The sequence below is a fragment of the Streptomyces sp. CA-210063 genome (assembly GCF_024612015.1).
In the GTDB taxonomy this organism is placed as follows: Bacteria; Actinomycetota; Actinomycetes; order Streptomycetales; family Streptomycetaceae; genus Streptomyces.
This window is the reverse complement of the sequence record NZ_CP102512.1, coordinates 1,034,171-1,046,459: the sequence shown is the minus strand read 5'-3', so window position 1 is coordinate 1,046,459 and position 12,289 is coordinate 1,034,171. Positions and strand designations below refer to the sequence as shown.

The window sequence follows — 12,289 nt, the reverse complement described above, 5'->3', positions numbered from 1 at the left end:
CATGACCACTCGCAGAGCCTTCGGAGTCCTCGCGGCCGGTGCCGCTCTCGCGGCATTCGCCCCGGCCACGGTCGCGAACGCGAGGTCGAGCACGAGTGCGTCCCCGCGTCCCCGCCGCGGTCGGCTGATCGCGGCGGACGACTTCCGGCACGGACTCGGGCAGTGGGCCGTGGAGTTGGAGAAGGGCGGTGCGGTCACGGCCTCGCGTGGGGTGCTGGAGGTGGATGTGCCGGCCGGGGCGACGGTGTGGTTCAAGCGGAGGCTGGAAGGGCCGTACGTCATCGAGTACACGGCCACCCCGGTCTCCGAGGGTGGCGTCAATGATCGGGTCTCCGATCTCAACAACTTCTGGAACGCCGTCGACGTGCGGTCGCCCGACGATCTCTTCGCCACTCCGCGCGGCGGTGCGCTTGCCGAGTACGACTATCTGAAGACGTACTACTCCGGCTACGGGGCCAACTACAACACCACGACGCGGCTGCGCCGGTACGTCGGTGAGGCGGGCGTTCGGCCGCTGATCTACGACTACACCGAGCCGCTGCTCGTCGCGAACGAGCCGAATCGTGTGCGGATCGTCTCGGACGGGTCCACCGTGCGGTGGTGGAACAACGGGCGGCTCGTGTTCGACTACGCCGATCCCGACCCGTACACGGGTGGGCATTTCGCCTTCCGGACCACGTGGAGTCACTTCCGGATCGAGGGCTTCCGGGTGTGGAGATCGGTCGGTGGCCGCTGAGTGGTCGAAGGGGTCGGGGTGGCGGTGGGTCCCCATCCCGACCTGCTGTATTCCGGGTTGACCAATACTTGACACGTGGTCTATCTCACCGTCCGTCAACCCCTTATTACGGTCGCGTAGGTCACATCGGAAGGTGAATCATGGGCCGATGTGGCAGACGATTCGAATGACAGCAGATCAATGATCGGGTCGTACGTGGCGGTGGGGGACAGCTTCACCGAGGGCGTCGGCGACCCCGGGCCCGATGGGCGGTTCGTCGGCTGGGCCGACCGGTTCGCGGTGCTTCTCGCGGACCGGGTGCCAGAGGGCGACTTCGACTACACCAACCTCGCCGTGCGCGGGAAACTCCTCGACCAGGTCGTCGAGGACCAGGTGCCGCGCGCGCTGGAGCTCGCGCCGGATCTCATTTCCTTCTGCGCGGGCGGCAACGACATCATCCGGCCCGGCACCGACCCCGACGAGGTCGCCGAGCGCTTCGAGCGGGCGGTCTCGACGCTCACCTCGGCCATCGGCACCGTCATGGTGACCACCGGGTTCGATACGCGCGATGTGCCTGTGCTCCGGCATCTGCGTGGCAAGATCGCCACGTACAACGGGCATGTGCGGGCCATCGCCGACCGGTACGGCTGCCCCGTACTGGACCTGTGGTCCCTCAAGACCATCCAGGACCGGCGGGCCTGGGACGGCGACCGGCTGCATCTCTCGCCCGAGGGGCACACCCGGGTCGCGCTGCGTGCCGGACAGGTGCTCGGCGTCGACATCCCGGCCGATCCCGACCAGCCGTGGCCTCCGCTGCCGCCGCGCGGCACGTTCGAGATGCGTCGCGACAACATCCAGTGGGCGCGGGAGTATCTGGTGCCGTGGATCGGGCGGCGGCTGCGCGGGGAGTCCTCCGGGGACCATGTGTCGGCGAAGGGGCATCTGTCGCCGGACGACATCAAGATGCGGATCGAGTCGGTGGCTTGAGCTGAGCCGCCGCGGACGGTGGGGCGCCTGCGGGGTCGTCTGGGGCCGGGGCCGTGCCGGTGCGTCAGCCCGTCGCCGGGTGCCCTGCGGCCCGGGATCCGACGGTGTGGAGTTCCCCGGGCCGCTGTGTGCGACGGGCTCGACGCACCGGCACGGCCAACTTCCGCCGTCTTGCGGGCGGTACGCAGTCGTGGCATGCATGCGGGCGGGTGGCTGTTTGTCCGGCTCAGCGAGTCGCTGCTGTCAGGGCTTCGCGGTCCAGGCCCAGTTCGCGGGCCAGGGCCTCGTCGGCCCACTCCTGGGCGCGGGCGCGGGAGACGGCTCCGTGGTAGGCCGTCATCTGTACGGCCAGGCCGTCCAGGAGGGCGGTGAGACGCAGGGCTGTCGCCGGTGGGTCCGGGCAGTGGAACTCGGCGGCCGCCACACCGGCTTCGATGACCTCGGTGAGTGCGGCCTTCCACTGTGTGTCCAGGTCGCGGGTGACCTCGCGGAGGGCGGGTTCGCGCAGGGACACCGCCCAGCCCTCGATCCAGAGCCGCCAGCCCTTCGCCTGGCCGGTGGGGGCGTACCAGCGGACGGCTGTTCTGAGCCGGCGCAGTGCGGTCGTGCGGCGGCCCAGCAGCTTGCCCAGGTGGGCGAGGTCGTCCTCGGCCGCGTACCGGAACGCCTCGGCGACCAGTCGTTCCTTGGTCGAGAAGTGGTAGAGCACCAGGGCGTTGCTCACCCCGAGGACGGCGGCCACGTCGGCGATCCGCACCGCCGCGACGCCCCGCTCCTCGATCTGCTCGATGGCGGCGCGGAGCAGCTCTTCACGCCGCTCGGCCACACTCAACCGCACCCTGCCCACGCGGCAACCCTACCTACGCCCGCCGGTGACCACTGTGGTCCTCGAGCCACCCCGGACCGGGCCGGAAGCCGTCAGCGGTACCAGCCGAACCGTTCCGCGATCACCGGCAGCCGGTCGGCGACGACGGCGTGGGCGGCCGCCCGGGGGGTCGTGCCGTCGGTCTCGGCGCGGGAGAGCATCAGGTCGACCAGGGCGCGCATGGAGCGGCGGGTGTGGGTGAACGCCGCGTCGGCGGTGGGGCCGATGTCGCCGAACAGGGTCCACCACCACCAGGCGTTCGTGGCGGAGTTGACCACGACGTCCGGCAGAACGGTGACCCGGCGCGCGGCGAGCAGTTCCTCGGCTTCCGGCAGAACGGGCATGTTGGCCGCCTCCACGATCAGCCGGGCGGTGATGTGCTGTTGGTTGGCGGTGTCGATCGTGTACGAGACGGCCGCGGGGACGAGGACGTCCACGTCGGTGGCGAGCCAGATGTCGCCGGGAGCCTCGTGGTCGTCCGGACGGAGGACTGAGCGGTCGACCGTGCCGTATGTGTCGCGGGCGGCGAGCAGTGCCTCGACGTCCAGGCCGGCGGGGTTGGTGATGGTGCCCTTGATGTCGGCGACGGCGACGATCGTGAGCCCGGCGCGCGCGAGGAAGCGGGCGGTGGCTCCGCCCATGGTGCCCAGGCCCTGCACGGCGACCCGTGTCCCGGCGTACGGCAACCCGGCCCGGTCCAGGGCCGTGAGGACCGACTCGGCGACTCCGCAGCCGCCGACCAGCTCGTCCAGGCCGATGCCGTCCACCTGGACCTGGAAGGCGTCCGTGAGCCGTTGGCGGGCCGTCCGCTCGTCGTCCAGGAGGGGGTAGACGGCCTGGATCGTCGATACGAGGCCCGCCTCGGTGGCCGCCCGGTCCACCAGGTCCTGGGTGAGTCCGAGGTCCTCGCCGGTCGTCCAGAACGTCTCGATGTACGGGCGCATCGCGCGGAGGTAGCGCACCAGGACGCCGTACGCCTGCGGGTCCCGGGGGTCGCAGTCGATGCCGCCCTTGGCGCCGCCGAGCGGGATGTAGCGGCCCTCGGGGTCGTAGTGCAGCGCTTCCTTCATGGTCATGCCACGGGCGAGTCCGGCCACCTCGTCGAGCGTGCAGCCCGGCCTCATCCGCAGTCCGCCGCTGGAGACACCGCGCACCAGCCGGTCCACGACGAGGAAGCCCCGCTGACCCGTGACGTGGTCGATCCAGGTCAGCGACATGAAGGGGGCGGTCATGGGACTCCTCGGGGTGGCCTGAGGCAGCGGATTGGGGAGGAAGTGTGGAGAGGGGGAGAGGGCGAAGGTGGGGGAACAAATGGATCAACTGAATAGTTGGTCAGTATTGCATCGCGCAGTGACGGGTTGGACCGGCGCTGTCAGAGGGGCGGACCATAATGGGATGCCTGAGCGAATCCACCAGGAGGTGCCGTGTCCGGTTCCGGATCCCGTTCTCTGAGCTCGGGGCTGCGCGCAGCGCGGCCCGCCGCCTTCGGCGCGGACCCGAGCGGTGCCCGGCTGGAGCGGATCCGTAGATCCCCGCACTTCGCGAACGGGGTCTTCGTGAACCCCGTGGGCGCCCAGGTCCGCCCCTCCGGCAGCGCCGCGGCGGCGATGGCGAAGAGCTACTTCCGCAAGGACGAGCGCGTCAGACGTGCCCCGGCCGGGCTGATTCCCGTTCACTCCACGACCCTCGCCGACCTGGCCAGGCCCCCGGCGAGCGGTCTGCGGATCACTTGGATGGGGCACTCCAGTGTGCTCGCCGAGATCGACGGGCACCGGGTGCTCTTCGACCCCGTCTGGGGCGAGCGCTGCTCCCCGTTCGCCTTCGCCGGGCCCAAGCGGCTGCACCCCGTCCCGGTGCCGCTGGCCGCGCTCGGCCCGCTCGACGTCGTCGTCATCTCGCACGACCACTACGACCACCTGGACATGCCCACGATCAAGGAGCTGGCCGGCACGGACACGGTCTTCGCCGTCCCCCTCGGTGTGGGCGCCCATCTGGAGCACTGGGGCGTCTCCGCGGACCGCATCCGTGAGCTGGACTGGCAGGAGGCGACGAAGATCGGCGGACTCACCCTGACCGCCACCCCCGCCCGGCACTTCTGCGGGCGTGGCCTGCGCAACACCCAGCACACGCTGTGGGCCTCCTGGGTCGTCGCCGGCGACGAGCACCGGATCTACCACAGCGGCGACACCGGGTATTTCGAGGGCTTCCAGGACATCGGCGCCGAGCACGGCCCGTTCGACATCACCATGATCCAGGTCGGTGCCTATTCGGAGTTCTGGCCCGACATCCATATGACTCCCGAGGAGGGGCTGCAGACCCACCTCGACCTCCAGGGCGGCGGGCTCGGCGGCGTGATGATGCCGATCCACTGGGCGACGTTCAACCTGGCGATGCACGCCTGGGCCGAGCCGGGCGAGCGCATGATGTGGGCCACGCACGGCGCGGGGGTGACGATGGCCGCGCCGCAGCCGGGGGAGCCGTTCGAGCCGAAGAACACACCGCCGGTGAACCCCTGGTGGCGTGCCGTCTCCCAGCAGCCGGTCGGCGGCTGGGCCGCGTGGCCGCCGGTGGGCGAGCAACTGGACCTGGTGGCGGAGAGCTGACGGACCTGTTGGCGGAGAGCTGACGGACCTGTTGGCGGTGAGTTGACGCCCTCGGTGGTGACCGACACCGTAAACAGGTCGAGAATTCTCCCGACAGGGTGATTTCTGGATTGACGGCCGGGGCCGGAGAGCACATTGCTCTCCGGCCCCGGCCGTTTGTTATCGACCCGTTCTGAGCAGCTCTGATCAAAATTCGGCCGTAAAAAGAATCCGACAGGAACATGCGTCCGAAGAATTATCGGCCTGTCGTACGAACCCTCATACCAGAGCGGGACGCATTCCGGAGGTCTTTGTCAACTGCGCACCGCACGTGACGCGTTGGCGACTACTGTGAGTTGCCGTCGGACGACGCTGGGCCGAATTCTTCGACTCTCACGACCGACACGCGATGGCGCATGCCCAAGTCGCCCAGCCGCGGCACCCCCCCCACACCCCAGACGGACCAGTACGAGGACGCTGATGTCTCACCTTCGCGCACCGGCCGCACGCGCAGACCGCCGTGAGGGCGGGCGGCACGGGCGATCGGCCACCCGCGCCGTCCCCTCGCTGCCCGAGATCCACATACGGCCACAGCTGCTGCGCCTCGCGGTCCTGCCCCCCACCGCCGTGGCCCTCAGCGCCTGCGCCGCCGTGCTCTTCACCGTCCGGGCCGGCGGAGCCCGCTTCAGCCTCACCCTGTGGGCGGTACTCGGTGGAACCGCTCTGGTGGCCCTCGCCGGCATCGTGATCGCCGCCGTGGCCGCCGGCCGCACCGCCAAGTCCGTACGCGAACGCCTGGCCGCCCTCCGCCAGGTCAGCACCAAGAGCGAGGACGACCTGCGCGCGCTCGTCGACGCGCTCCGGCGCGGCGACCAGCCGCCCGCGCGAGGACCGCGCGCCAAGCCCGCCGCGGACGCCGACGACTTCGAACTGCTCACCGCCGACCTGGCCCGCGCCCACGACAGGGCCGTCACCGCCGTCGTCCAGGCCTCCCAGCTCTCCAGCCACGCGGGCAGCGAACAGAAGCTCGAAGTCTTCGTGAACCTGGCGCGGCGGCTCCAGTCCCTGGTGCAGCGCGAGATCTCGATCCTGGACGACCTGGAGAACGAGATCGAGGACCCGGACCTCCTCAAGGGCCTCTTCCACGTCGACCACCTCGCCACCCGCATCCGCCGCCACGCCGAGAACCTCGCCGTCCTCGGCGGCGCCGTCTCCCGCCGCCAGTGGAGCAACCCCGTCTCCATGACCGAGGTGCTGCGCTCCGCGATCGCCGAGGTCGAGCAGTACTCCCGGGTCAAGCTGGTCCCCCCGGTCGACGGCACCCTGCGCGGCCACGCCGTCGCCGACGTCATCCACCTCCTCGCCGAACTCGTCGAGAACGCCACGGTGTTCTCCGCCCCGCACACCCAGGTGCTGCTCCGCGCCAACCTCGTGACCTCCGGGCTCGCCGTCGAGGTCGAGGACCGAGGCCTCGGCATGCCCGTCACCGAACAGAACAAGATGAACGCCCTGCTCGCCGACCCCGACCAGGTGAACGTCGCCAGCCTCCTCCAGGACGGCCGCATCGGCCTCTTCGTGGTCTCCCAACTGGCCCGCCGCCACGGCATCCAGGTCCGCCTCCAGACCAACATCTACGGCGGTGTCCAGGCCGCGTTCGTCGTCCCCCAGGGCCTGCTCGGCAGCGAACCGGGCATTCCCGGCGACGTACCGCAGTCCCAGCCGCACGCCCAGCAGACCAGCGGCGTACGACGTCCGACCGCCGGGCCCCGCCACGCCCAACCCGCCCCTGCCCAGCGGGCGTCCGCACCCGGGCCGGCCGACCGCTCGACGGCCGACCGGACCGCCCGGCCCGCGAGCGACCGCTCCGGACGGCCGGCACCCGCGCGCCACGAGCCCGGCCACCGGTCCGCCCCTAGCCCGGCACGTGCCTCCGTGCCCCGGCAGCAGGGGCCGGGCCGGTCCGGCGGCCAGCAGGGACCGGGCAGAGGCAGCGGCGGTCCGGCCCCGCTGCCCGTGCGCGGCGCCCGTGACGAGCGGCCCAACCCGGCCGAGGCCGTGCCCGGCATCCGCCCCGACGACCGGCGGACCGTCGCGGAGAACACCGCGACACCCCCGACCCCACGTGTCGGCGGCGCCGTACGCGGCACCATGGGCAAGCCCCAACTGCCGCGCCGCCGCGCCCAGCAGCACATCGTGCCCCAGCTCCGCGGCGGCCCCGTGCCCATGCCCCGCCAGGACCCCGATCACTACATCGGCCACGACCCCGGCCTGATGGCCGCCTTCCAACGCGGCATCGGACTCGCCGAGGCCCGCCAGATGGAGAGCTCCGACTGGGACACCTCCACACTCGACACGCCCTCCATGGACCTCACACCCCCCGCCCCCGACGCCGCGTCCCGCATCGACACCGGCCCGTTGGACACGGGCTACCCGGCCCCGACGTCACGTGGGGGCACGGGCCGTACGGACGCGCTCCACATGGAGCTGGCCCACATGGACGCGCCCCACAAGGACGCCACCCAGCCCCTGGGCGGACACCCCAGGGGCGTCGCCCCCATAGCCGTACCGCCGTCGGCCCTCGACGCGGCACACGACCTCACGCCCCGGCAGGACGGGAGCACACCGGCCGGATGACCACCCCCCTCACCCCCTTCACCACGGTCCCAACCCCCTCCGCTCCCGCAGACCTTCGTACCCCAAGGAGTCGATCCACCATGGCGAGCGATGCGCCGACCGGCCATGTATCCGATCTCGACTGGCTGATGAGCGGCCTCGTGCAGCGCGTACCGCACACCACGAGCGCGGTGCTGCTGTCCTGCGACGGGCTCGTGAAGTCGGTCCACGGCCTCGATCCGGACAGCGCCGACCACATGGCCGCCCTGGCCTCCGGCCTGTACTCCCTCGGACGCAGCGCGGGCGTCCGCTTCGGCGACGGCGGCGAGGTCCGCCAGGTCGTCGTCGAACTCGCCTCGACCCTGCTGTTCGTCTCCACCGCGGGCTCCGGCACCTGCCTCGCCGTGCTCGCCGGACGCGAGGCCGACGCCGCGGTCCTCGGCTACGAGATGGCGATGCTCGTCAAGAGCGTCCGCCCCTACCTGGTCACCCAGCCCCGTCAAGCCGCCGAACCCCCCGCGATGAGGCCTTGAGCGTGCCCGCGGCCGGCGACGGACCCCTGTACGACGACGCCGCCGGGCGTCTGGTACGCCCCTACACCGTCATCAACGGCCGGACCCGGCCGACCACCGCGTTCGATCTCCTCTCACAGGTGATGGCCACCGGGGCGACCCCCCTCGGCTATCTCGGCCCCGAGCACGCGACCGCGCTCGACCTGTGCCGGGCACCCATCTCGGTCGCCGAGGTCGCCGCCCACTTGAAGCTGCCGGCGGCGGTCACCAAGGTGCTGCTGTCCGACCTCGTCGACTGCGGCGCACTCACCACCAAGCCCCCGGTTTTCCACCACAACCCGACAGACCGGTCTCTTCTGGAGGCAGTGCTCGATGGACTACGACGACAGCTCTGACCCCTTCCCCACCGCACTCAAAATCCTGGTGGCGGGAGGGTTCGGGGTCGGCAAGACGACCTTCGTCGGCGCGGTGAGCGAGATCGCGCCGCTGAGCACGGAGGAACTGCTCACCACAGTGAGCGCCGCCACCGACAACCTCGACGGCATCGAGAACAAGGTCGAGACGACCGTCGCGATGGACTTCGGCCGCATCACCCTCGACCCGCAGCATGTGCTCTATCTGTTCGGCACACCCGGGCAGCAGCGGTTCTGGTTCATGTGGGACGAACTCTCCGAAGGGGCCCTCGGCGCGGTCATCCTCGCCGACACCCGCCGCCTGGAGGACTGCTTCGCCGCGGTCGACTTCTTCGAGCAGCGCGGCCTCGGCTTCATCGTCGCCATCAACGAGTTCGACGGTTCCTTCCGCTACGACGCCGACGAGGTCCGCGCGGCCCTCGACCTCGACCCGGAGATCCCCGTCGTCTGCTGCGACGCCCGTATCTCCAGCTCGGGCGTACAGACCCTGCTCACCCTCGTACGGCACCTCCTCGCCCACACTCCGGCACAGCTGCCGAGCCACGGAGCCCACACGTGACGTACGACCCGCCGCGTCCCGTCGGCCGGCTGCTGCTCACCCCCGAGGACCGGGACGCCCCCGAGCGCGTCGGACGGCTGCGGCTGCTGGGGCTAGGCGAGTACGCCGAACCGGCCTTCGACGCCTTCGCGGACCGGCTCGCCGAGATCGCCTCGGTGCCGTACGCGATGGTCAACTTCATCGACGAGAACCGGCAGTTCTTCGCGGGCCTGCATGTGTCGGCGGAGCCGACGCCCGACATGGCGGTGCTCGGCGCGGATCGTCGCCTGGCCCGTGACCACGGCTTCTGCCCCTATGTGGTGGTCCGCCGCAAGGCCCTCGTCCTCGAAGACGTGCGCGAATACCCGAAGTTCGCGGGAAACCCCGTCGTCGACGACCACGGTATCCGCTCCTACCTCGGCGCCCCGCTGATCGACCGCACGGGCATCGCCCTCGGCACGATCTGCGTCCTCGACGTACAGCCGCGCCCCTGGGGCAGAGCGGGCCTGGAGACCATCAAGGCGATGGCCGCGGAACTGGCCGCGCGGATCGAGGGCCGGGAGGCGTTCCCGTGACGCCGGACGCGGGTGGCACATCATGGCGGATCCCGCGACTCGGCGAGGTGTGAAGGAAAGCTGCGGCGGAGGTTAAGAAAACCTCGATGGACCCGGGGTACCGCCGTACGGCAGATTGATCGGCGATCCCACCCCTCTCCCCGGTACGGGTCCGTTCGCCATGCCTCGCGCCGGGACCTCACCCCACAGGAGCCGTCCGTGAAGGCGCTGGTCAAGGAGAAGGCGGAGCCCGGGCTGTGGCTCGTCGACGTCCCGGAGCCCGGGATCGGCCCCGGCGACGTACTGATCAAGGTCCTCAGGACCGGCATCTGCGGCACCGACCTGCACATCCGGTCCTGGGACGGCTGGGCCCGACAGGCCATCCGTACACCGCTGGTGGTCGGCCACGAGTTCGTCGGCGAGGTCGTCGGGACCGGCCGTGACGTCGCCGACATCCACGTCGGCGACCGGGTCAGCGGCGAGGGCCACCTGGTGTGCGGCAAGTGCCGCAACTGTCTCGCCGGGCGCCGCCATCTGTGCCGGTCCACCGTCGGCCTGGGCGTGGGACGCCAGGGCGCCTTCGCGGAGTACGTGGCGCTGCCCGCGTCCAACGTCTGGGTGCACCGCGTTCCCGTCGACCTGGACGTCGCGGCCATCTTCGACCCGTTCGGCAACGCCGTGCACACCGCGCTGTCGTTCCCGCTGGTCGGGGAGGACGTTCTGATCACGGGCGCCGGGCCGATCGGTCTGATGGCGGCGGCGGTGGCCCGCCACGCGGGTGCCCGCAATGTCGTGATCACCGATGTCAGCGATGAGCGGCTGGAACTCGCCCGCAAGATCGGTGTCAGCCTCGCGCTGAATGTGACGGAGTCCCGGATCACCGACGCACAGCGGGAGTTGGGCCTGCGCGAGGGCTTCGACATCGGCCTGGAAATGTCCGGTCGCCCGGAGGCCATGCGCGACATGATCGCCAACATGACGCACGGCGGCCGGATCGCGATGCTCGGACTGTCCGCCGAGGAGTTCCCGGTCGACTGGTCCCGGATCGTCACCTCCATGATCACCATCAAGGGGATCTACGGCCGCGAGATGTTCGAGACGTGGTACGCGATGACGGTGCTCCTGGAAGGCGGACTCGACCTCGCCCCCGTGATCACCGGCCGCTACGGCTACCACGATCACGAGGCGGCGTTCGCGGACGCGGCGAGCGGCAGCGGCGGCAAGGTCATCCTCGACTGGACCGCGTAAGTCATCTGGATTCCTAGGAGCTCTCTGATGTTCGACTCCGTGCGCGACGACCTGCGCACCACCCTCGACGAGATCCGCGCCGCCGGTCTGCACAAGCCGGAGCGGGTCATCGGTACCCCGCAGTCCAGGGCCGTCGCCGTCACCGCCGGCGGCCGCCCCGGCGAGGTCCTCAACTTCTGCGCCAACAACTACCTCGGCCTCGCCGACCACCCCGAAGTGATCGCCGCCGCCCACGACGCCCTCGACCGCTGGGGTTACGGCATGGCCTCCGTCCGCTTCATCTGCGGAACGCAGGAGGTGCACAAGGAGTTGGAGGCCCGGCTGTCGGCGTTCCTCGGCCAGGAGGACACGATCCTCTACTCCTCCTGCTTCGACGCCAACGGCGGCGTCTTCGAGACCCTGCTCGGCCCCGAGGACGCGGTGATCTCCGACGCCCTCAACCACGCCTCGATCATCGACGGCATCCGCCTGTCCAAGGCCCGCCGCTTCCGGTACGCCAACCGCGATCTCGCCGATCTGGAACGGCAGTTGAAGGAGGCCACCGAGGGCGGTGCCCGCCGGAAGCTGGTCGTCACCGACGGCGTCTTCTCCATGGACGGCTATGTGGCCCCGCTCCGCGAGATCTGCGACCTCGCCGACCGCCACGACGCCATGGTCATGGTCGACGACTCCCACGCCGTCGGCTTCACCGGCCCCGGCGGCCGGGGCACCCCCGAACTGCACGGCGTCATGGACCGCGTCGACATCATCACCGGCACCCTCGGCAAGGCCCTCGGCGGCGCCTCCGGCGGTTACGTCGCCGCCCGCGCCGAGATCGTCGCCCTGCTGCGCCAGCGCTCCCGCCCGTACCTCTTCTCGAACACGCTCGCGCCGGTGATCGCGGCGGCCTCCCTTAAGGTCCTCGACCTCCTTGAGTCCGCCGACGACCTGCGCGTCCGCCTCGCCGAGAACACCGCGCTGTTCCGCAGCCGGATGACCGAGGAGGGGTTCCACATCCTCCCCGGCGACCACCCCATCGCCCCCGTCATGATCGGCGACGCGGCGACGGCGGGCCGCCTCGCCGAACTGCTCCTGGAACGCGGCGTCTACGTGATCGGCTTCTCCTACCCGGTCGTCCCGCAGGGCCAGGCCCGCATCCGCGTCCAGCTCTCCGCCGCGCACTCGACGGCGGACGTCGACCGGGCGGTGGACGCGTTCGTGGCAGCCCGGGCCGAGCTGGAGGCCTGAGCAGGACCTCATCAGGGGAAAAGCGGGCATTTGAG

At 70.7% G+C, this 12,289-nt stretch carries 12 protein-coding genes; 10 read left to right on the top strand and 2 right to left on the bottom strand.

What is annotated here, in order from left to right; genetic code table 11:
* Position 1: 1 nt before the first annotated feature.
* Positions 2-736, top strand: coding sequence for a DUF1080 domain-containing protein (locus JIX56_RS04570; RefSeq protein WP_257537468.1), 735 nt, complete (start codon positions 2-4; stop codon positions 734-736).
* 180 nt (positions 737-916) lie between these two features.
* Positions 917-1,702 carry an SGNH/GDSL hydrolase family protein gene (locus tag JIX56_RS04565; protein ID WP_257537467.1) on the top strand — a complete coding sequence of 262 codons (786 nt, stop codon included), beginning with the start codon at positions 917-919 and terminating at the stop codon, positions 1,700-1,702.
* 226 nt (positions 1,703-1,928) lie between these two features.
* Here the strand turns inward: JIX56_RS04565 and JIX56_RS04560 are convergent, their stop codons facing one another.
* Positions 1,929-2,549 carry a TetR/AcrR family transcriptional regulator gene (locus tag JIX56_RS04560; protein WP_257537466.1) on the bottom strand — a complete coding sequence of 207 codons (621 nt, stop codon included), beginning with the start codon at positions 2,547-2,549 and terminating at the stop codon, positions 1,929-1,931.
* A gap of 71 nt (positions 2,550-2,620) precedes the next feature.
* Positions 2,621-3,799, bottom strand: a complete 1,179-nt coding sequence (locus JIX56_RS04555; protein WP_257537465.1) for a Glu/Leu/Phe/Val dehydrogenase dimerization domain-containing protein — start codon at positions 3,797-3,799, stop codon at positions 2,621-2,623.
* 192 nt (positions 3,800-3,991) lie between these two features.
* Between JIX56_RS04555 and JIX56_RS04550 the strand changes: the two genes are divergently transcribed.
* The 8 genes from JIX56_RS04550 to JIX56_RS04515 all read left to right on the top strand — a co-directional run bounded on the left by JIX56_RS04550 (position 3,992) and on the right by JIX56_RS04515 (position 12,254).
* The gene (locus JIX56_RS04550; protein ID WP_257537464.1) at positions 3,992-5,170 is read left to right on the top strand and encodes an MBL fold metallo-hydrolase; all 1,179 of its coding nucleotides are present in this window, start codon (positions 3,992-3,994) and stop codon (positions 5,168-5,170) included.
* A gap of 459 nt (positions 5,171-5,629) precedes the next feature.
* Positions 5,630-7,783: an ATP-binding protein gene (locus JIX56_RS04545; protein WP_257537463.1), complete on the top strand. Its 2,154-nt coding sequence runs from the start codon at positions 5,630-5,632 to the stop codon at positions 7,781-7,783.
* A gap of 80 nt (positions 7,784-7,863) precedes the next feature.
* On the top strand, positions 7,864-8,295 hold the full coding sequence (locus JIX56_RS04540; protein WP_257537462.1) for a roadblock/LC7 domain-containing protein: 432 nt from the start codon (positions 7,864-7,866) through the stop codon (positions 8,293-8,295).
* Positions 8,296-8,297: 2 nt separating this feature from the next.
* Positions 8,298-8,669, top strand: coding sequence for a DUF742 domain-containing protein (locus JIX56_RS04535; RefSeq protein WP_257537461.1), 372 nt, complete (start codon positions 8,298-8,300; stop codon positions 8,667-8,669).
* Positions 8,647-9,246, top strand: coding sequence for a GTP-binding protein (locus JIX56_RS04530; RefSeq protein ID WP_257537460.1), 600 nt, complete (start codon positions 8,647-8,649; stop codon positions 9,244-9,246). Before JIX56_RS04535 ends, JIX56_RS04530 begins: the two co-directional genes overlap by 23 nt.
* A complete protein-coding gene (locus JIX56_RS04525; RefSeq protein WP_257537459.1) occupies positions 9,243-9,800 on the top strand; it encodes a GAF domain-containing protein in 558 nt (185 codons plus the stop codon). The genes JIX56_RS04530 and JIX56_RS04525 overlap by 4 nt, the downstream gene beginning before the upstream one ends.
* Before the next feature lie 198 nt (positions 9,801-9,998).
* Positions 9,999-11,027: an L-threonine 3-dehydrogenase gene (gene tdh, locus JIX56_RS04520; protein WP_257537458.1), complete on the top strand. Its 1,029-nt coding sequence runs from the start codon at positions 9,999-10,001 to the stop codon at positions 11,025-11,027.
* A 27-nt stretch (positions 11,028-11,054) separates the two neighbouring features.
* Complete coding sequence (locus tag JIX56_RS04515) at positions 11,055-12,254, top strand: glycine C-acetyltransferase (protein WP_257537457.1); 1,200 nt, start codon at positions 11,055-11,057, stop codon at positions 12,252-12,254.
* Positions 12,255-12,289 lie beyond the last annotated feature (35 nt).

Bases quoted from the DNA above. Each gene is read 5' to 3' on its own strand.
- JIX56_RS04570 (WP_257537468.1), top strand. From the start codon at position 2: ATGACCACTCGCAGAGCCTTCGGAGTCCTCGCGGCCGGTGCCGCTCTC.
- JIX56_RS04565 (WP_257537467.1), top strand. From the start codon at position 917: ATGATCGGGTCGTACGTGGCGGTGGGGGACAGCTTCACCGAGGGCGTC.
- JIX56_RS04555 (WP_257537465.1), bottom strand. From the start codon at position 3,799: ATGACCGCCCCCTTCATGTCGCTGACCTGGATCGACCACGTCACGGGT.
- JIX56_RS04545 (WP_257537463.1), top strand. From the start codon at position 5,630: ATGTCTCACCTTCGCGCACCGGCCGCACGCGCAGACCGCCGTGAGGGC.
- JIX56_RS04540 (WP_257537462.1), top strand. From the start codon at position 7,864: ATGGCGAGCGATGCGCCGACCGGCCATGTATCCGATCTCGACTGGCTG.
- JIX56_RS04530 (WP_257537460.1), top strand. From the start codon at position 8,647: ATGGACTACGACGACAGCTCTGACCCCTTCCCCACCGCACTCAAAATC.
- JIX56_RS04515 (WP_257537457.1), top strand. From the start codon at position 11,055: ATGTTCGACTCCGTGCGCGACGACCTGCGCACCACCCTCGACGAGATC.